A 19,161-nucleotide genomic window follows, 5' to 3' on the forward strand; every position below is an offset into this window, starting at 1 on the left:
CACCGGGCGTTTTTAGTTTTCATGTTTTTACGCGGCGGTGCCAATGGACGTTTCTTACCTGCTCGACAGCCTTAATGATAAACAGCGCGAAGCGGTGGCCGCGCCACGTAGCAACATGCTGGTGCTGGCGGGCGCGGGAAGCGGGAAAACCCGCGTGCTGGTGCACCGTATCGCCTGGTTACTGAGCGTAGAAAACAACTCGCCATACTCCATCATGGCGGTGACCTTTACCAACAAAGCGGCGGCGGAAATGCGCCATCGTATTGGCCAGTTGATGGGGACCAGCCAGGGCGGAATGTGGGTAGGGACGTTCCACGGTCTGGCGCACCGCCTGCTGCGCGCGCATCATATGGACGCTAATTTGCCGCAGGATTTCCAGATTCTCGACAGCGAAGATCAGATGCGTTTGCTTAAACGCCTGATTAAGGCGATGAACCTCGATGAGAAGCAGTGGCCGCCGCGTCAGGCGATGTGGTACATCAATAGCCAGAAAGACGAAGGGCTACGCCCGCACCATATCCAAAGCTATGGCAACCCGGTGGAGCAGACCTGGCAGAAGGTGTATCAGGCCTATCAGGAAGCGTGCGATCGCGCTGGTCTGGTGGATTTCGCCGAGCTACTGCTGCGCGCTCATGAGCTATGGCTGAACAAGCCGCACATCCTGCAACACTATCGCGAGCGGTTTACTAACATCCTGGTGGACGAATTCCAGGATACCAACAACATTCAGTACGCCTGGGTTCGTCTGCTGGCGGGCGATACCGGTAAAGTGATGATTGTTGGCGACGATGACCAGTCGATCTACGGCTGGCGCGGGGCCCAGGTAGAGAACATCCAGCGCTTCCTGAATGATTTCCCCGGCGCGCAGACCATTCGTCTGGAGCAGAATTACCGCTCGACCAGCAACATCCTTAGCGCGGCGAACGCTCTGATTGAAAACAACAACGGGCGTTTGGGTAAAAAGCTGTGGACTGACGGCGTTGATGGCGAACCGATATCGCTGTACTGCGCTTTCAACGAGCTGGATGAAGCGCGCTTTGTGGTTAACCGTATCAAAACCTGGCAGGACAACGGCGGCGCGCTTGCGCAATGCGCCATCCTTTATCGCAGCAACGCCCAGTCGCGCGTGCTGGAAGAAGCGTTATTACAGGCCAGCATGCCGTACCGCATTTACGGCGGGATGCGCTTCTTCGAACGCCAGGAGATCAAAGATGCGCTCTCTTATCTGCGTTTGATTGCCAATCGCAACGATGATGCTGCCTTTGAACGCGTGGTGAATACCCCAACGCGCGGCATCGGCGACCGCACGCTGGACGTGGTGCGCCAGACCTCGCGCGATCGCCAGCTAACATTGTGGCAGGCGTGCCGTGAATTGTTACAGGAAAAAGCCCTGGCCGGGCGTGCGGCCAGCGCGCTGCAACGCTTTATGGAACTGATCGACGCCCTGGCGCAGGAAACCGCCGACATGCCGCTGCATGTGCAGACTGACCGAGTGATCAAAGATTCCGGCCTGCGCACCATGTATGAGCAAGAAAAAGGCGAGAAAGGCCAGACGCGCATCGAAAACTTAGAGGAACTGGTGACGGCGACGCGGCAGTTCAGCTACAACGACGAAGATGAAGATTTGATGCCGTTGCAGGCCTTCCTCTCTCACGCGGCGCTGGAAGCGGGCGAGGGGCAGGCGGATACCTGGCAGGATGCGGTGCAGCTGATGACGCTGCACTCGGCCAAAGGCCTGGAGTTTCCACAGGTGTTTATTGTCGGCATGGAAGAGGGCATGTTCCCCAGCCAGATGTCGCTGGATGAGGGCGGGCGTTTGGAAGAGGAGCGTCGTCTGGCCTACGTCGGCGTTACCCGTGCCATGCAGAAACTGACGCTAACCTATGCCGAAACGCGTCGTCTGTACGGTAAAGAGGTCTACCATCGCCCGTCGCGTTTCATCGGCGAGTTGCCGGAGGAGTGCGTGGAAGAGGTCCGTCTGCGCGCCACCGTCAGTCGTCCGGTGAGCCATCAACGAATGGGAACGCCGCTGGCGGAAAACGACACAGGCTACAAACTCGGCCAACGCGTGCGCCATGCGAAGTTCGGCGAGGGAACTATTGTCAACCTGGAGGGCAGCGGCGAGCATAGCCGGTTGCAGGTGGCTTTTCAGGGGCAAGGGATCAAATGGCTGGTTGCCGCGTATGCGAAGCTGGAAACGGTTTGACCGACTCTCATAGTGCCGGGTGGCGCGTCTTATCCGGCCTACGCGCTGGCTAACATTTTGATTTGTAGGCCGGATAAGGCGAAGCCGCCATCCGGCGATATATTGATGTTAATATTCTGAAATCATAGATAAATACTCTCACTCTGCTAACCTTTCTGCATAAGGGGAAATTATTGCTTTTTCGCGTTTCGTTGCGTGTTGACGGCAAATTTTTGCTGGCGTAACATGCGCCCACGATTACGCTAAGAGGACATTCGCCTTGGACACACCCAGTAGATACTGGCTCATTATCCTGTCATCCAGGATCAACTCCTAAGGCTATCCCTTTTTGCTGATAGCCTTAGCGGTTGTCAGCGACCTTTCATTTTTTCCCGTCGCGTTGAGTCAGGCTGTTTAATGGTCTGAAACCCAATTTGTTTCTGTGTGCCCATCTGAACTGTCCGATATTTTTACGCATTGGGAGTCCCGGTCATGCTGAGCGCATTTCAACTGGAAAAAAACCGACTGACCCGGCTGGAAGTCGAGGAGTCACAAAGCCTGATTGATGCCGTATGGGTCGATTTGGTCGAACCGGACGACGACGAGCGATTGCGCGTACAATCTGAGCTGGGCCAGAGTCTGGCGACGCGTCCTGAACTGGAAGATATCGAAGCATCCGCGCGCTTCTTTGAAGACGAAGACGGACTGCATATCCACTCCTTCTTCTTCTTCGAAGATGCGGAAGATCATGCCGGTAACTCTACGGTGGCATTCACTATTCGCGATGGCCGTCTGTTTACGCTGCGTGAACGCGAACTGCCCGCCTTCCGTTTGTATCGTATGCGCGCCCGCAGCCAGGCGATGGTCGATGGTAATGCTTACGAACTACTGCTCGATCTGTTCGAAACCAAAATTGAACAGTTGGCGGATGAAATCGAAAACATCTACAGCGATCTGGAAAAACTGAGCCGCGTCATTATGGAAGGGCATCAGGGCGATGAATACGACGAAGCGCTCTCCACGCTGGCGGAACTGGAAGATATCGGCTGGAAGGTACGCCTGTGTCTGATGGATACCCAGCGCGCGCTGAACTTCCTGGTGCGCAAGGCGCGCTTACCGGGCGGACAGTTGGAGCAGGCGCGTGAGATCCTGCGCGATATCGAATCTCTGCTACCGCACAATGAATCGCTGTTCCAGAAGGTGAACTTCCTGATGCAGGCGGCGATGGGGTTCATCAACATCGAGCAGAACCGTATTATCAAAATCTTCTCGGTGGTTTCCGTGGTGTTCCTGCCGCCGACGCTGGTCGCTTCCAGCTATGGGATGAACTTCGAGTTTATGCCGGAACTGAAGTGGAGCTTTGGTTATCCAGGCGCGATTATCTTTATGATTCTGGCGGGGCTTGCGCCGTATCTGTACTTTAAGCGCAAGAACTGGCTGTAAAATATACGGACTGGCGATTTAACCGCCAGTCCGTTGGAAGTTCTTCATCATGAGGAAAGTTCTTGTTTTGAAGAAGCGATGAAAGATAGCAGTAGTGTTGTGAGTATTACCCAGGCAATATTGAGTTGTATACCAATGTTATCGCAATCAGCCCCATTGAGTGCGACACTGACTGTACAGAAGACATTTACACCTATAGACAATGCGATGAAATAAAGTGCCCTGCAACCTGAATCTCTGATTCTCTTCGCGCCAATATTAATATGGATATAGGTATTGGCAATAATAAATATTAAATTAAGATATTGGTTTTTAGGCATTATAGTAAATAATATTATCCATGATGATAATGTATAAATAACAAACTTTGCTCGCTTCAATGTATCCCTTGGGGAAGGGTGAAAAATATCTTTAATAATCCTAATCATATTATTTTTTCCATATTGATAACCAACTTCAGATCTCACATGTAAATATATTACACTGAATTTTCTAATGACAGCAATGGTAATTAATGTCATGATAATTACGCTGTACAGCAATCGATAATAATTAAATATATTATCTGGTAATTAACAATTTCAATGAATGGATTTCATAAAATGCAAAAGAAAAATTTCTGGCAAATTTATTTTGGTAAAGACCCTTTTTCTAAAGCCGAATTCATTAAAGCCTGGATTGGATGGTGGGTGATTGCTATTGTCCTGCTCGGTGTACTGTCGATTTGTACTTCATTAAATTTGAGGGGGATTGGAATAGCGTTGGGATTCGGCTTTTGCCAGATCCATGCCCGCTATTTAACGTTTGTTGGTTGGAATAAGTTTATTGGTGTGTTGGGCGTGTTTCCAGTAACAAATATTATATTATTTATTGTATTGCTATTTACTAAGAAGAAATAACATAAAATGGCAGCCAGATAATAGCTGCCATTTTATTATTTAATGCTTACGCCGCTGCGTATAAATCGCATCCATCACGAAAATCGCCAGCGCGACCCAGATAAACGCAAATGTCACCATCTTATCCGCGCCCGGCACTTCGCCATAAAACGTCACCGCCAGTAAAAACATCAGCGTTGGGCCGATATACTGGAAAAAGCCCAGTGTAGAAAGACGCAGACGCGTAGCCGCTCCGGTAAAGCACAACAGCGGAATCGTAGTGACCACACCCGCCGCCATTAACAGTAAGTTCAACGATAGTGCGTTTTGCCCCATATGGCTGGTAGGGCTATCGGCGATGCCAAACAGATAAATTGCCGCGACCGGCAGCAGCCATAGCGTTTCGACCAGCATACCCGTCTGCGCTTCAACGGCGATCTTCTTACGCACCAGGCCGTAAAACGCAAAACTAAACGCCAGCCCCAGCGCGATAATCGGCAGCGAGCCAAAGGTCCAGAGTTGCACCAGCACGCCGCACACCGCCAGAATCACCGCCAGCCACTGCATTCGACGGAAGCGTTCGCCAAGAAAAATCATCCCCAGCAAGATGTTAACCAGCGGATTAATGAAATAACCCAGGCTGGCCTCCAGCATATGGTGATTATTTACCGCCCAAATGAACAATAGCCAGTTACCGCCGACCAGTACGGCGGACAGGGCCAGCAGGAAAATCTTCTTTGGCGTTTTCAGTAAGCGCTTAACCTGTCGCCACTGCCGGCTGACGCTAAGCAGCGCCACCATAAAGAAAAATGACCAAATCACGCGGTGCGTCAGGATCTCATCTGCGGGAACGTAATAGATCAGCTTGAAATACGCGGGGGCGATCCCCCAAATAAAATAGGCGGCAAGAGCGAGTAATACGCCCTGCCGTGTTTGTTTTGCGTCCATCCGGAAAACTCGTATCTGAAGTGTAACAACAGTTTACCTGCTTTTATCCCACCATATAAGTAGCGGTGGCGCTGGCGATGTACAGCTGATCTTCATTGTGTAATTCCACGCGGGCGACGGCCACTTTATTCCCTGCGCGCAGCAGGCTACTGGTGGCCGTAAAGCGGTTGCCTCTGCCCGGACGCAGGTAATCAACGCGCAGGTCAATCGTTCCCATCCGCGACAGGCGCTGGCGTAGTTCATCTTCGCTGATGGTTTCGTGGCGAGTTAGCGTGCTGCCGACGCATACCAGTCCGGCGGCGACATCCAGCGCAGAGGCGATCACGCCGCCGTGTAAAATGCTTTGCGCCCAGTTGCCGACCATCATCGGCTGGTTGTTGAAGGCCAGTTGGGCGAACGCTTTTTCATAGCGTTCCAGCTCCAGCCCTAACGCCCGATTAAACGGCATGTGGTAGACAAACATTTCACCCACTAATTTCAGAGCTTGTTCAGCGGTAAGTACAGCGGACATAGATTCCTGACACTCCATTGGTTAATTAAATGTTGATATTATGCTTCTTAATTGTTGTTTTCTACTTTAAGAAGGGATAACTAACGGCTATGTGTGTAAATATGTAAAAATGGTTGGCAGAGAATGATTCAAGCTGAAAATACTTCGTCAGGAGAACGTCAAGAATGCGGGCGATTTTGAGAGGGTTGTTGCCAGCCACGCTACTGCCATTAGCGGCATATGCACAAGAAGCTACGATAAAAGAGGTTCATGATGCGCCTGCAGTACGGGGAAGTATCATCGCTAACATGCTACAGGAGCATGATAACCCTTTTACGCTTTACCCTTATGACACGAACTACTTGATCTACACGAACACCAGCGATCTGAACAAAGAGGCCATAAGTACCTACAACTGGTCTGAAAACGCACGTAAAGATGAAGTGAAATTTCAGTTGAGCCTGGCGTTTCCGCTGTGGCGCGGAATACTGGGGCCGAACTCGGTACTGGGCGCTTCCTATACGCAGAAATCCTGGTGGCAGCTTTCCAACAGTAAAGAGTCTTCGCCGTTTCGCGAAACCAACTACGAACCGCAGCTTTTTCTTGGTTTTGCTACCGATTATCGCTTTGCCGGCTGGACGCTGCGCGACGTAGAGATGGGCTACAACCATGACTCTAACGGACGTTCGGACCCCACCTCGCGTAGCTGGAACCGTCTGTATACCCGTCTGATGGCCGAAAACGGTAACTGGCTGGTAGAGGTCAAACCATGGTACGTGATTGGCAGTACCGACGATAATCCGGACATCACCAAATATATGGGTTATTACCAGCTTAAAATCGGTTATCACCTGGGCGAGGCGGTATTAAGCGCCAAAGGCCAGTACAACTGGAATACAGGCTACGGCGGCGCGGAAGTTGGATTAAGCTATCCGGTCACTAAACATGTCCGGCTTTATACCCAGGTGTATAGCGGCTATGGCGAATCGCTGATCGACTATAATTTTAATCAGACACGTGTCGGCGTCGGCGTGATGCTTAACGATATCTTCTGATTGGATTGTGTTTTAAACATTGCAGTTTCTCTCGCAGGCGCTGAAAATAGCGCCTGTTTTGATTTATGGTGAACGGGGTTAATGTGGCGCAGGCGGAAGTGTTGAGTCTGGAATCAGGGGCCAAACAGGTTTTGCAGGAAACCTTTGGCTACCAACAGTTTCGCCCGGGCCAGGAAGCGATTATTGATACTGCGCTCTCCGGTCGCGACTGTCTGGTCGTCATGCCCACCGGCGGCGGCAAATCTCTGTGCTATCAAATCCCCGCGTTGTTGCTGGACGGATTGACCGTCGTCGTTTCGCCCCTGATCTCGTTGATGAAAGACCAGGTCGATCAGCTACTGGCGAACGGGGTGGCGGCGGCCTGTCTGAACTCCACTCAAAGCCGCGAGCAGCAGCTTGAGGTGATGGCGGGGTGCCGTACCGGACAGATTCGTCTGCTGTATATTGCGCCGGAACGCCTGATGCTGGACAACTTTCTTGATCATCTGGCGCACTGGAATCCGGTATTGCTGGCGGTGGATGAAGCGCACTGTATCTCGCAATGGGGACATGATTTCCGTCCGGAATATGCGGCTCTCGGTCAGCTTCGCCAGCGTTTTCCCGCTTTGCCGTTTATGGCATTGACCGCCACCGCCGACGACACCACGCGCCAGGATATTATTCGTCTGCTTGGGCTTAACGATCCGTTAATCCAGATCAGTAGCTTTGACCGACCGAATATCCGCTACATGCTGATGGAGAAGTTTAAGCCGCTCGACCAGCTAATGCGCTATGTTCAGGAGCAACGCGGCAAATCGGGTATCATCTACTGCAACAGTCGGGCGAAAGTGGAAGATACCGCCGCGCGCTTGCAAAGTCGCGGCATTAGCGCGGCGGCCTATCATGCGGGGCTGGAAAACGCTATTCGCGCCGATGTGCAGGAAAAATTTCAGCGCGACGATCTGCAAATCGTGGTGGCGACCGTCGCTTTTGGAATGGGCATAAACAAACCTAACGTACGTTTCGTCGTGCATTTCGATATCCCGCGTAATATTGAATCCTACTATCAGGAAACGGGCCGCGCCGGGCGCGACGGACTGCCTGCGGAAGCCATGCTATTTTACGATCCGGCTGATATGGCCTGGCTACGTCGTTGTCTGGAAGAGAAACCAGCCGGACAGCTTCAGGATATTGAACGGCATAAGCTGAATGCGATGGGCGCTTTTGCCGAAGCGCAAACCTGCCGCCGCCTGGTATTGCTTAATTACTTTGGCGAAGGCCGACAAGAACCGTGCGGCAACTGCGATATCTGTCTCGATCTGCCCAAACAATATGATGGCTTAAACGATGCCCAGATTGCGCTTTCTACCATTGGTCGGGTTAACCAGCGTTTTGGCATGGGCTACGTTGTCGAGGTGATCCGCGGCGCGAATAACCAACGCATCCGCGATTTCGGTCATGACAAACTCAAGGTTTATGGCATGGGACGCGAAAAGAGCCATGAGCACTGGGTGAGCGTGATTCGCCAGCTCATTCATCTGGGGCTGGTAATGCAAAATATTGCGCAGCACTCCGCATTACAGTTGACGGATGCCGCGCGTCCGGTACTCCGTGGAGACGTTCCGCTAAAGCTTGCGGTGCCGCGCATTGTCGCCCTCAAACCCCGCGTGATGCAGAAATCGTTCGGCGGTAATTACGATCGCAAATTGTTCGCTAAGTTGCGCAAGCTGCGTAAAGCTATCGCTGATGAAGAGAATATCCCGCCGTATGTGGTCTTTAACGACGCCACGTTGATAGAAATGGCGGAACAGATGCCGGTTTCCGCCAGCGAGATGTTAAGCGTTAACGGGGTTGGGATGCGCAAACTGGAGCGCTTCGGGAAAGAATTCATGGCGCTCATCCGCGCGCATGTCGATGGTGATGACGAAGAGTAGTCAGCCCGGCAAAAAAGTGCCAGGATGGTGACTCACTGAACTATTTCCCCGCGAGCCATTTTTATGTTGATGCTATTTTTCACCGTGGCAATGGTGCACATCGTTGCGCTAATGAGCCCTGGCCCCGACTTTTTCTTCGTGTCTCAAACTGCTGTCAGCCGTTCGCGTAAAGAAGCGATGATGGGCGTACTGGGCATTACCTGCGGCGTGATGGTATGGGCGGGCGTGGCGCTGCTTGGCCTGCATCTCATCATCGAAAAAATGGCCTGGCTGCATACGATCATTATGGTAGGCGGCGGCCTGTACCTGTGCTGGATGGGCTATCAGATGCTGCGCGGCGCGCTGAAAAAACAGGATGCGGCGGCGTCTTCTCCGCACATTGAACTGGCGCAGAGCGGGCGCAGTTTTCTCAAAGGGCTGTTGACCAATCTGTCGAATCCTAAAGCGATTATCTATTTTGGTTCCGTTTTTTCACTGTTTGTCGGCGATAACGTCGGCGCTGCGGCGCGCTGGGGTATTTTCGCGTTAATTACCCTGGAAACGCTGGCCTGGTTTACCGTAGTCGCCAGCCTGTTCGCGCTGCCGAAAATGCGCCGCGGCTATCAGCGTCTGGCGAAATGGATTGATGGCTTTGCCGGCGCTTTGTTTGCGGGCTTTGGTATTCACCTGATTATTTCGCGCTAATTTACCTCCGGGCCGGATAAACATCGTCCGGCACGACTATCACGCGTGTCTTGCCGACGCCAGGAGCGCGCCTACCAGCATAAACAACGAACCAAACGCTTTATTCAGCGCCTTCATCTGCTTTGGTCCTTTAATCCAGGCGGCAATGCGCTGCGCCAGTGTGGCGTAACCGGTCATCACAATCATATCCACCACAATCGTGGTGACGCCGAGAATGAGGTACTGCGCCAGTTGCGGTTGCTGCGGCATGATGAATTGCGGAAACAGGGCGGCAAGAAAGACAATACTTTTGGGATTGGTTAGATTGACAAATATCGCCCGTTTGAACAGCCGACCCCGCGATTGCGTCTGGGCGAGAGTATGCAGATCGATAGCGCCTGCGGCGCGCCATTGCTGGATACCCAGCCAGATAAGATAAGCCGCGCCAGCCCATTTCAGAATTTCAAAAGCGAGGAGCGAGCGCGAAAAGAGCGTACCCAGTCCGACGCCCACCAGTACGATATGTATCCCCAGTCCGGTCTGGAGTCCGGCGATAGAAGCCGCTGCGCCACGATATCCATGGTTGATAGACGTCGTCATGGTATTGATGGCGCCTGAACCCGGAGAAAGACTCAGCAGAGTTGAGGTCAGTAGATAGGCGAACCACCATTCAAAGGTCATGCGAAACTCCTTGGTTGTCTGTTTTTGTGCCACAATACGCTACTGCCGCTGTGTTGTGTCAGGCACGACGCAAAAAACGATTTTACCTGGTAAACGAGGCCGAAAACCCGATGTTTCAGCAGCAAAATGACTGGGAAACAAGAGAAAATGCGTTTGCCGCTTTTGCTATGGGGCCGCTGACCGATTTCTGGCGTCAGCGGGAAGAGGCGGAGTTTATCGGCGTGGGTAACATTCCGGTGCGCTTTGTCCGTTTTCGGAATGATTCTAACGATCGGACGATCGTCATTTGTCCTGGCCGCATTGAGAGTTATGTAAAATACGCTGAACTGGCGTATGACCTTTTTCATCTCGGTTTTGATATCTTCATCATCGACCACCGTGGTCAAGGGCGCTCCGGGCGGATGTTATCGGACCCGCATCGGGGCCACGTTGATCATTTTAACGATTATGTTGAGGACTTAGCGGCGTTCTGGCAGCAGGAAATTGAGCCGGGGCCGTGGCGTAAGCGTTATATCCTGGCGCACTCAATGGGGGGCGCGATAGCCACCCTGTTCCTGCAACGCCATCGTGTGCGGTGCGACGCTATTGCGCTCACCGCGCCGATGTTTGGTATTGTGATACGCTTGCCTTCCTTTATGGTGCGCCATATTCTCGACTGGGCCGAAGGGCACCAGCGTATCCGTGAAGATTACGCTATTGGTACCGGTCAGTGGCGGGCGTTGCCGTTTGGGATGAATGCGCTGACCCACAGCCGCCAGCGTTATCAGCGCAACTTACGATTTTATGCCGACGAGCCGCAGCTGCGCGTTGGCGGCCCCACCTGGCATTGGGTACGCGAAGGCATTCTGGCGGGTGAGCAGGTACTGGCTGGGGCGAGCGATGACACGACGCCTACGCTACTGATTCAGGCGGAAGAAGAGCGGGTAGTGGATAACCGCACCCACGATCGTTTTTGTGAAATTCGCGCCGCGGCGGGATACCCTTGTGAAGGGGGAAAACCGCTGGTTATCAAAGGCGCGTACCATGAGATCCTTTTTGAAAAGGACGCCATGCGCTCAGTCGCGCTTAACGCCATTGTTGAATTTTTCAACAAGCCTAATTTATCCAGCGGAAATCGCTTTGCTTAGAGGTTAAATTTTATTATGTATCAGGTTGTTGCGTCTGATTTAGATGGCACGCTGCTCTCCCCCGACCATACGTTGTCCCCTTATGCTAAAGAGACTCTGAAGCTGTTGACCGCACGCGGCATCCATTTTGTCTTTGCCACTGGTCGTCATCATGTCGATGTAGGGCAAATCCGCGATAATCTTGAAATCAAGTCTTACATGATCACCTCCAACGGCGCGCGAGTGCACGATACCGACGGGAATTTGGTTTTTACGCATAATCTGGACAGCGACATTGCCAGCGACCTGTTCGGCGTGGTGAATGCGAACCCGGACATCGTGACTAACGTTTATCGCGACGACGAATGGTTTATGAATCGTCATCGCCCCGATGAAATGCGTTTTTTCAAAGAGGCGGTATTTAACTATTCGCTGTTTGAGCCTGCGCTGCTGGAGCCGGAGGGCGTCAGCAAAGTGTTTTTCACCAGCGACACTCATGAAAAGTTGTTGCCGCTGGAGCAGGCGATTAACGCGCGCTGGGGCGATCGGGTAAACGTGAGCTTCTCCACGCTAACCTGTCTGGAAGTGATGGCGGGCGGAGTGTCGAAAGGTCATGCGTTGGAGGCGGTCGCTCAGGCGATGGGGTACAGCCTGAAAGAGTGTATCGCCTTTGGCGACGGAATGAACGACGCTGAAATGCTCACGATGGCGGGCAAAGGCTGCATCATGGGCAATGCGCACCAGCGTCTGAAAGACCTGTATCCCGAACTTGAGGTGATCGGCATCAACGCGGATAACGCCGTGCCGCATTACCTGCGCGATCTTTTCTTACGCTGATGTGATTGTTTGTTAGTTGACCAGTTGTCAACTTCACTCTCCGCTACAATGGGTGTTCCCTGTTCTAAGAGACATCCATTGTGGCGCTACTCATCATTACCACTATCCTGTGGGCTTTCTCCTTTAGTCTATTTGGCGAGTATCTTGCCGGGCATGTCGATAGCTATTTCGCGGTGCTGATACGCGTTGGGCTGGCGGCGCTCGTTTTTCTGCCGTTTTTGCGTACTCGCGGGCACAACCTAAAAACCATCAGCCTGTATATGCTGGTGGGGGCGATGCAGCTTGGCATCATGTATATGTTGAGCTTCCATGCTTACCTCTATCTGACCGTATCCGAACTGCTGCTGTTTACCGTTCTGACGCCGCTCTATATCACGCTGATTTACGATGTGATGAGTCAGCGTCGTTTGCGCTGGGGCTATGCATTTAGCGCGTTGCTGGCGGTGATTGGCGCCGGGATTATTCGCTACGATCGCGTGACCGACCATTTTTGGGTCGGTTTGCTCCTGGTGCAGCTTTCTAATATCAGTTTCGCTATCGGAATGGTGGGGTATAAACGTCTGATGGAGACCCGTCCCATGCCGCAGCACAACGCCTTTGCGTGGTTCTATCTGGGAGCGTTTTTGGTGGCGGCGGTGGCGTGGTCGCTGTTGGGGAACGCGCAAAAGCTGCCGGAAACCACGCTGCAATGGAGCATTCTGGTGTTTCTCGGCGTGGTGGCGTCCGGCATTGGCTACTTTATGTGGAACTATGGCGCTACCCAGGTAGACGCCGGGACGCTGGGTATCATGAATAATATGCATGTTCCCGCAGGACTGCTGGTTAATCTTGCCATCTGGCATCAGCAGCCCCACTGGCCAAGCTTTATTACAGGCGCGGCTGTGATCCTGGCTTCGCTGTGGGTGCATCGAAAATGGGTCGCTCCGCGCTCCGCACAAACGGCAGATGATCGCAGGCGTGATCCCGCGTCGAGCGAATAAACGCCTCGGTCACCGCCTGACGCTGGTCGCCGTCGCGCACGGCGGCATACAGGCGGCTCCACAGACCATCACCCAGGGTTTTGGTCACCACCAGACCCTGGCGCTCAACGCTTTCCACCACCCAGTGCGGCAGGGCGGCAATACCCATTCTGGCCGCCACCATCTGAATCAGCAGTAGCGTATTATCCACGCTTTTCAGCAGCGGACTGATACCCGCCGGTTGCAGGAAATGTCGCCAGACATCCAGTCGGCTGCGCTGCACCGGGTAAATCAACAGCGTTTCGCTGGCTAAATCTTCCGGCGTAATCTGCGTTTTGCTGGCCAGCGGATGGTCGGGCGCCAGCACCAGTCGGACTTCAAAATCAAACATCGGCGAATAATGCAGCCCGCTGCGCGGCAAAATATCCGACGTCATCACCAAATCCAGCTCGCCTTGTTGCAAGGCCGGTTGCGGATCAAAAGTGACGCCGGATGTGAAATCCATTTCTACCTGCGGCCAGCTTGCACGGAAGTTTTCCAGCGCCGGGGTCAGCCACTGAATACAGCTATGACATTCAATAGCGATGCGCAGACGAGTTTGCTGCGGTTCGTTGCACGCCTGCAGCGCACGGCTGATTTGCGGCAGCACCTGGTTTGCCAGTTGCAGCAGAACTTCCCCCTGCGGCGTAAAGCGCAGCGGCTGGCTTTTACGCACGAACAGGCGGAAGCCAAGGCGTTGTTCCAGATCGCTGAACTGATGAGACAGAGCGGATTGGGTCTGGTGCAGCACCGCAGCAGCAGCAGCCAGCGATCCACTATTCCGCAATGCCTGGAGTGTTTTCAGATGTTTAATTTCGATCATGAAAGTCCTTCACTTCGCCATGAACAAATTGCGCTTGAGGAATATACAGTACCTTTACATTATGGATGTGTAAACATCCAGACGTCTAAAACTCGTCATATTTCGACTTGCAGATGCGTTGGCTTCCTTGCTTACCCCAGTCACTTACTTCAGTAAGCTCCTGGGGATGCGCTGTGTCGCCGCCTTCCTGCAAGCCGAACTATTTAGAGTTTTACTTTCAGATTCAATAAAATAAGAGAGGAAGTAAAATGACAATATTGACTCATACCCTCGGTTTTCCTCGCGTTGGCCTGCGTCGCGAGTTGAAAAAAGCGCAAGAGAGCTACTGGGCGGGGAACTCAACGCGTGAAGCGTTACTGGCGGTGGGGCGCGAACTGCGCGCGCGTCACTGGGAGCAGCAGAAACAAGCGGGTATTGACCTGTTACCGGTAGGCGACTTTGCCTGGTACGACCATGTTCTGACCACCAGCCTGCTGTTAGGCAATGTGCCGGCTCGTCATCAGAACAACGACGGTTCCGTGGACATCGACACTCTGTTCCGCATTGGCCGCGGTCGCGCGCCAACCGGCGAACCGGCGGCGGCAGCGGAAATGACCAAATGGTTTAATACTAACTATCACTACATAGTACCGGAGTTCAGCAAAGGCCAGCAGTTCAGACTCACCTGGACACAGTTGCTGGAGGAAGTGGACGAAGCGCTGGCGCTGGGGCATAAGATCAAACCCGTACTGCTGGGGCCTGTCACGTATCTGTGGCTGGGTAAAGTGAAAGGCGAGCCGTTTGACCGCCTGACGTTGCTGAAAGACATTTTGCCGGTGTATCAGCACGTGCTGGCTGAACTGGCAAAACGTGGTATTGAGTGGGTCCAAATTGATGAGCTAGCGCTGGTGCTGGAACTGCCGCAGGCGTGGCTGGATGCCTTCAAACCGGCTTACGACGCGCTCGCCGGCCAGGTGAAGCTGTTGCTGACGACCTATTTTGAAGGCGTGACGCCAAACCTGGACACTATTATCGCGCTACCGGCACAGGGGCTACATGTTGACCTCATTCATGGCAAAGATGATGTAGCGGAACTGCATCAACGTCTGCCGGTCGACTGGCTGCTTTCCGCAGGCTTGATTAACGGGCGTAATGTCTGGCGCGCCGATTTGACCGAAAAATACGCGCAGATTAACGCCCTTGTGGGCAAACGCGCGCTGTGGGTAGCATCCTCCTGCTCTTTGCTGCACAGCCCGATCGATCTCAGCGTCGAAACGCGTCTGGATACGGAAGTTAAAAGCTGGTTTGCCTTTGCGCTGCAAAAATGCGGTGAACTGGCGTTGCTGCGCGATGCGCTGAACAGCGGCGAAACGGCGGCGCTTGAGGAATGGAGCGCACCGATTCAGGCTCGTCGTCACTCCCGTCGCGTACATAATGCCGCGGTAGAAAAACGCCTGGCGGCGATCACCGCGCAGGACAGCCAGCGTGAGAATCCGTATGAGGTGCGCGCTGAAGCGCAACGCGCCCGCTTTAAACTTCCCGCCTGGCCGACGACGACTATCGGTTCGTTTCCGCAAACCACGGAAATTCGCGGCCTGCGTCTGGACTTCAAAAAGGGCAACCTCGACGCGAATAACTACCGCACCGGCATCGCCGAACATATCAAACAGGCTATCATCGAGCAGGAGCGTTTAGGGCTGGATGTGCTGGTACACGGCGAAGCCGAGCGAAACGACATGGTGGAATACTTCGGCGAGCATCTGGACGGCTTCGTCTTTACCCAGAATGGTTGGGTGCAAAGCTATGGCTCCCGCTGTGTGAAACCGCCGGTAGTGATTGGCGATATCAGCCGTCCGGCACCGATTACCGTGGAGTGGGCGAAATATGCCCAGTCGCTGACCGACAAGCCGGTAAAAGGGATGTTGACCGGCCCGGTGACTATTCTTTGCTGGTCATTCCCCCGCGAAGACGTGACCCGCGAAACGATTGCGAAACAGATTGCGCTGGCGCTGCGTGATGAAGTCGCGGATCTGGAGGCGGCGGGGATTGGGATTATTCAGATTGACGAACCGGCGCTGCGCGAAGGTCTACCGCTGCGTCGCAGCGACTGGGACGCCTATCTGGAATGGGGTGTGGAAGCCTTCCGCATTAACGCGGCGGTGGCGAAGGATGAAACCCAGATCCACACCCACATGTGTTACTGCGAGTTCAACGACATTATGGATTCGATCGTCGCGCTGGATGCGGATGTGATCACCATTGAGACCTCCCGCTCGGATATGGAGTTGCTGGAGTCGTTCGAAGCGTTCGACTACCCGAACGAAATCGGGCCGGGCGTGTACGATATTCACTCGCCGAACGTGCCGAGCGTCGAGTGGATTGAAGCCCTGCTGAAGAAGGCGGCACAGCGTATACCGGCACAACGCCTGTGGGTGAATCCGGACTGCGGTCTGAAAACTCGCGGTTGGCCTGAAACCCGCGCGGCGTTAGCGAACATGGTCAAAGCGGCGCACAATCTGCGTCAGGCGAAATAACCCATCCTGGCCGCTGCGTTTATCCGGCAGCAATGCGGCGCTACCCTTTGACGGGTAGCGCCCGTGCCTGACCTGATTAACAGCGCCTCTATCTCCTCTTTTTTCTCATTTCCCTTTTTCTTATTTTCCGCGCTGTCTTTTTCAGGATCTGGCTATTTGGCGATCTTGATAATAAAAAGGTTCTCCGTATGAATGACAACCAGGCGGATAGCGTCCCCGGAAGCAGCGCGGCGGATTTTATTGCCTCGCAGATCGTTTTTCCTGTCATGATCGCCCAGCGCTCTCATAGCACAAAACGAGGTTTTCCATTCTGTTATGTTCCCTGGCGACGATAAACGTCGCATTGTCTCATGGCGCTGGTGAACCTTATTTTTTAACGGAGATGTCTGACATGGCGGTAGCAGGTTGTCACGTAATGGCCAAACCCGGCGGCGCGATCTGCAATATTGATTGCACATATTGCTTCTATCTTGAAAAAGAGGCGCTGTACCCGGAACGCAATAAAAACTGGCGAATGTCGGACGAGACGCTGGAACAGTTTATACGCCAGCATATTGCCGCGCAGAGTGGCGACCGCATTGACTTTGCCTGGCAGGGCGGCGAACCGACCATGATGGGGCTGCCATTTTTCCGCCGGGTTGTCGCATTGTGTGAAAAGTACGGCGATGGGCGAAAAATCACTCATGCGTTACAGACGAACGGCATCCTGGTGAATGACGAGTGGGCGCGCTTTTTCGCTGAACAGCATTTTCTCATCGGTCTCTCTATCGACGGTCCGGCGTCGTTACACAACCACTATCGGCTTAATCGCGCTGGAAAAGGAACTCATGAACAGGTCGTCGCAGCCATGGCGCGGCTTAAAGCGCACCATGTTGACTTTAATACCTTAACCGTCGTGGGAAAACATAACGTCGGTCATGCAGCAGACGTCTACGAATTTCTTCTGGCGGCGGGATCGCGTTTTATTCAGTTTATCCCGCTGGTAGAGCGAATGAGCACCGATAACTCATCGGTACTTAATCTGGTGATGCCCGGCGAAAGCGCGGCAAAGCTGGCGCCATGGACGGTACCGTCGTGGCAATATGGCGAATTTCTCAACCAGATCTTTGATATCTGGGTTCGTCGCGACGTAGACCGCGTCTATGTGCAGATGTTTGACGTGGCGTTAGCCGCCTGGACGGCGCAGCAGCCGGTACTGTGTGTACATTCCGAGACTTGTGGACATGCCTTCGCGTTGGAGTCGAACGGCGATCTCTACAACTGTGACCACTTTGTCTACCCGGAGCATCTGCTGGGGAATATCCACCAGCACAGCATCAAAACCTTAAATAATAGCGAGCGGGCTATTGCGTTTGGCGAGGCCAAGCGGGAGACCCTGACCGCCGATTGTCGTCGCTGTGACTACCGCTTTGCGTGTCATGGCGGCTGTCCGAAGCATCGCTTTGCCGTCTCGCCGTCCGGTCATCCTGCGCATAATTACTTGTGTGCGGGCTATAAACATTTTTTCCAGCACGTTACGCCGTATATGAATGTCTGGCGGGAGCTGCTGGCGCAAGGCTATCCGATGGCATCGATCATGCGCTGGCTGGCGCAGGACGCGCGTAAAGACACAGGAGCCGTCAGTCGTAACCATCTCTGTCCCTGCGGCAGCGGCAAAAAATATAAAAAATGCTGTGGTAAAGCATAGCTAACGTGGCGATGACGATTTGTTGAGCCTACACCGACTCCGGTCTCGTAGGCCCAACAAACATCGTAATGCGCTGTGGTTAGCCTTTTTTCCCACCGTACTGCGCGAACCATTCCAACATTCTTTGCCAGCCGTCTTTCGCTGAGGCTTCGTGGTAGCCCGGACGATAATCGGCATTAAACGCGTGCCCTGCATCGGGATAGACCACAATTTCCGCCTTCGCATTAGCGGCGCGTAGCGCCTGACGCATGGTTTCCACGCTCTCCTGTGGAATACTGGTATCCTGCCCGCCGTATAAACCCAGTACCGGCGCGTTAAGATCGGTGGCGATATCAACGGGATGCTTCGGCGAATTGAGTGACGTGTCGCCCACCAGCTTGCCGTACCACGCTACCGCTGCTTTTAACTGTGGGTTGTGCGCGGCGTATAGCCAGGTAATCCGGCCTCCCCAACAAAAACCGGTGATCATCAGCCGATGCGCATCCCCGCCGTTGCGCGAAGCCCAACTGGCGACGTGATCCAGGTCGGCAAGGACTTGCGAATCGGGTACTTTAGCCACCAGCCCGCTCAATAATGTGGGTATATCGGCGAAATCATTGGGGTCGCCTTCGCGGAAATAGAGCTCCGGCGCGATAGCGAGATAGCCTTCCAGCGCCAGTCGTCGGCAAATATCGCGAATGTGTTCATGTACGCCAAAAATTTCCTGTCCCACAATGACCACAGGCAGCGCGCCGTCGCTTGCCTTTGGTCTGGCGTAATAGGCTGGCATATCGTCGCCCTGAGAGGGAATCGACGTTATCCCCGCGCTAATGGCCCCATCAGGCGTATGAATCATCGTAGGGGCAAGTGGGGAAGCTGCAGGTGCAAAGCCGGATGGATGTGTCGTTGTCATGGTATTCTCCGTACCCTTAAAAAATAGCGCAATCTTAACTATAGACAGT

The 19,161-nt window shown here is 53.5% G+C and carries 18 protein-coding genes; 12 read left to right on the top strand and 6 right to left on the bottom strand.

Features of this window, described 5'->3' with window-relative positions:
- Positions 1–43: 43 nt before the first annotated feature.
- From uvrD to corA, 3 genes are all read left to right on the top strand, one after another.
- Positions 44–2,206 carry a DNA helicase II gene (gene uvrD, locus J4685_RS21115; RefSeq protein WP_000383436.1) on the top strand — a complete coding sequence of 721 codons (2,163 nt, stop codon included), beginning with the start codon at positions 44–46 and terminating at the stop codon, positions 2,204–2,206.
- Between the two features lie 259 nt (positions 2,207–2,465).
- A complete protein-coding gene (gene ysgD / locus J4685_RS22645) occupies positions 2,466–2,522 on the top strand; it encodes a YsgD/CorL family protein (RefSeq protein ID WP_212723238.1) in 57 nt (18 codons plus the stop codon).
- Positions 2,523–2,677: 155 nt separating this feature from the next.
- On the top strand, positions 2,678–3,628 hold the full coding sequence (gene corA, locus J4685_RS21120; RefSeq protein WP_000947139.1) for a magnesium/cobalt transporter CorA: 951 nt from the start codon (positions 2,678–2,680) through the stop codon (positions 3,626–3,628).
- 47 nt (positions 3,629–3,675) lie between these two features.
- On the opposite strand, the gene J4685_RS21125 is transcribed toward corA, so the two are convergent.
- On the bottom strand, positions 3,676–4,056 hold the full coding sequence (locus J4685_RS21125) for a hypothetical protein (RefSeq protein WP_000619297.1): 381 nt from the start codon (positions 4,054–4,056) through the stop codon (positions 3,676–3,678).
- A gap of 174 nt (positions 4,057–4,230) precedes the next feature.
- Between J4685_RS21125 and J4685_RS21130 the strand changes: the two genes are divergently transcribed.
- Positions 4,231–4,527: a hypothetical protein gene (locus J4685_RS21130; protein WP_001170054.1), complete on the top strand. Its 297-nt coding sequence runs from the start codon at positions 4,231–4,233 to the stop codon at positions 4,525–4,527.
- 39 nt (positions 4,528–4,566) lie between these two features.
- Here J4685_RS21130 and rarD read toward each other — a convergent pair whose 3' ends face one another.
- Positions 4,567–5,454 carry an EamA family transporter RarD gene (rarD, locus tag J4685_RS21135; RefSeq protein WP_000339081.1) on the bottom strand — a complete coding sequence of 296 codons (888 nt, stop codon included), beginning with the start codon at positions 5,452–5,454 and terminating at the stop codon, positions 4,567–4,569.
- A 43-nt stretch (positions 5,455–5,497) separates the two neighbouring features.
- Entirely contained in the window at positions 5,498–5,965 is a 468-nt protein-coding gene (gene yigI / locus J4685_RS21140; protein ID WP_001277136.1) for an acyl-CoA thioesterase YigI, read from the bottom strand.
- A gap of 164 nt (positions 5,966–6,129) precedes the next feature.
- Here yigI and pldA point away from each other — a divergent pair, with 164 nt between their 5' ends.
- The 3 genes from pldA to rhtC all read left to right on the top strand — a co-directional run bounded on the left by pldA (position 6,130) and on the right by rhtC (position 9,596).
- On the top strand, positions 6,130–6,999 hold the full coding sequence (gene pldA / locus J4685_RS21145) for a phospholipase A (RefSeq protein WP_001201692.1): 870 nt from the start codon (positions 6,130–6,132) through the stop codon (positions 6,997–6,999).
- A gap of 83 nt (positions 7,000–7,082) precedes the next feature.
- Positions 7,083–8,912, top strand: coding sequence for an ATP-dependent DNA helicase RecQ (gene recQ, locus J4685_RS21150; protein ID WP_011233218.1), 1,830 nt, complete (start codon positions 7,083–7,085; stop codon positions 8,910–8,912).
- A 63-nt stretch (positions 8,913–8,975) separates the two neighbouring features.
- On the top strand, positions 8,976–9,596 hold the full coding sequence (gene rhtC, locus J4685_RS21155) for a threonine export protein RhtC (protein ID WP_000928814.1): 621 nt from the start codon (positions 8,976–8,978) through the stop codon (positions 9,594–9,596).
- A gap of 39 nt (positions 9,597–9,635) precedes the next feature.
- Here the strand turns inward: rhtC and rhtB are convergent, their stop codons facing one another.
- The gene (gene rhtB, locus J4685_RS21160) at positions 9,636–10,256 is read right to left on the bottom strand and encodes a homoserine/homoserine lactone efflux protein (protein ID WP_000142523.1); all 621 of its coding nucleotides are present in this window, start codon (positions 10,254–10,256) and stop codon (positions 9,636–9,638) included.
- Positions 10,257–10,366: 110 nt separating this feature from the next.
- Here rhtB and pldB point away from each other — a divergent pair, with 110 nt between their 5' ends.
- The 3 genes from pldB to J4685_RS21175 all read left to right on the top strand — a co-directional run bounded on the left by pldB (position 10,367) and on the right by J4685_RS21175 (position 13,179).
- Complete coding sequence (gene pldB, locus J4685_RS21165) at positions 10,367–11,383, top strand: lysophospholipase L2 (RefSeq protein ID WP_000487685.1); 1,017 nt, start codon at positions 10,367–10,369, stop codon at positions 11,381–11,383.
- Between the two features lie 15 nt (positions 11,384–11,398).
- Positions 11,399–12,199, top strand: a complete 801-nt coding sequence (gene yigL, locus J4685_RS21170) for a sugar/pyridoxal phosphate phosphatase YigL (RefSeq protein WP_000285338.1) — start codon at positions 11,399–11,401, stop codon at positions 12,197–12,199.
- Positions 12,200–12,279: 80 nt separating this feature from the next.
- Complete coding sequence (locus tag J4685_RS21175) at positions 12,280–13,179, top strand: carboxylate/amino acid/amine transporter (RefSeq protein ID WP_001196257.1); 900 nt, start codon at positions 12,280–12,282, stop codon at positions 13,177–13,179.
- On the opposite strand, the gene metR is transcribed toward J4685_RS21175, so the two are convergent.
- A complete protein-coding gene (gene metR, locus J4685_RS21180) occupies positions 13,067–14,020 on the bottom strand; it encodes an HTH-type transcriptional regulator MetR (protein WP_000569786.1) in 954 nt (317 codons plus the stop codon). The two genes, J4685_RS21175 and metR, sit on opposite strands and share 113 nt — an antisense overlap.
- A gap of 248 nt (positions 14,021–14,268) precedes the next feature.
- On the opposite strand from metR, the gene metE reads away from it, so the two are divergent.
- Positions 14,269–16,533, top strand: coding sequence for a 5-methyltetrahydropteroyltriglutamate--homocysteine S-methyltransferase (gene metE, locus J4685_RS21185; RefSeq protein WP_000154177.1), 2,265 nt, complete (start codon positions 14,269–14,271; stop codon positions 16,531–16,533).
- Positions 16,534–16,876: 343 nt separating this feature from the next.
- Entirely contained in the window at positions 16,877–18,220 is a 1,344-nt protein-coding gene (locus tag J4685_RS21190; protein ID WP_000017941.1) for an anaerobic sulfatase maturase, read from the top strand.
- Positions 18,221–18,299: 79 nt separating this feature from the next.
- On the opposite strand, the gene J4685_RS21195 is transcribed toward J4685_RS21190, so the two are convergent.
- Positions 18,300–19,112, bottom strand: a complete 813-nt coding sequence (locus J4685_RS21195) for a dienelactone hydrolase family protein (RefSeq protein ID WP_000213954.1) — start codon at positions 19,110–19,112, stop codon at positions 18,300–18,302.
- Between the last annotated feature and the right edge of the window lie 49 nt (positions 19,113–19,161).

The sequence above is a fragment of the Salmonella sp. 32100201201700099SM genome, from assembly GCF_017572645.1.
GTDB classification, from domain to species: domain Bacteria; phylum Pseudomonadota; class Gammaproteobacteria; order Enterobacterales; family Enterobacteriaceae; genus Salmonella; species Salmonella enterica.

Bases quoted from the DNA above. Each gene is read 5' to 3' on its own strand.
- yigI (WP_001277136.1), bottom strand. From the start codon at position 5,965: ATGTCCGCTGTACTTACCGCTGAACAAGCTCTGAAATTAGTGGGTGAA.
- rhtB (WP_000142523.1), bottom strand. From the start codon at position 10,256: ATGACCTTTGAATGGTGGTTCGCCTATCTACTGACCTCAACTCTGCTG.
- J4685_RS21125 (WP_000619297.1), bottom strand. From the start codon at position 4,056: ATGATTAGGATTATTAAAGATATTTTTCACCCTTCCCCAAGGGATACA.
- rhtC (WP_000928814.1), top strand. From the start codon at position 8,976: ATGTTGATGCTATTTTTCACCGTGGCAATGGTGCACATCGTTGCGCTA.
- metE (WP_000154177.1), top strand. From the start codon at position 14,269: ATGACAATATTGACTCATACCCTCGGTTTTCCTCGCGTTGGCCTGCGT.
- pldA (WP_001201692.1), top strand. From the start codon at position 6,130: ATGCGGGCGATTTTGAGAGGGTTGTTGCCAGCCACGCTACTGCCATTA.
- rarD (WP_000339081.1), bottom strand. From the start codon at position 5,454: ATGGACGCAAAACAAACACGGCAGGGCGTATTACTCGCTCTTGCCGCC.
- J4685_RS21130 (WP_001170054.1), top strand. From the start codon at position 4,231: ATGCAAAAGAAAAATTTCTGGCAAATTTATTTTGGTAAAGACCCTTTT.
- yigL (WP_000285338.1), top strand. From the start codon at position 11,399: ATGTATCAGGTTGTTGCGTCTGATTTAGATGGCACGCTGCTCTCCCCC.
- pldB (WP_000487685.1), top strand. From the start codon at position 10,367: ATGTTTCAGCAGCAAAATGACTGGGAAACAAGAGAAAATGCGTTTGCC.
- corA (WP_000947139.1), top strand. From the start codon at position 2,678: ATGCTGAGCGCATTTCAACTGGAAAAAAACCGACTGACCCGGCTGGAA.
- metR (WP_000569786.1), bottom strand. From the start codon at position 14,020: ATGATCGAAATTAAACATCTGAAAACACTCCAGGCATTGCGGAATAGT.
- uvrD (WP_000383436.1), top strand. From the start codon at position 44: ATGGACGTTTCTTACCTGCTCGACAGCCTTAATGATAAACAGCGCGAA.
- J4685_RS21195 (WP_000213954.1), bottom strand. From the start codon at position 19,112: ATGACAACGACACATCCATCCGGCTTTGCACCTGCAGCTTCCCCACTT.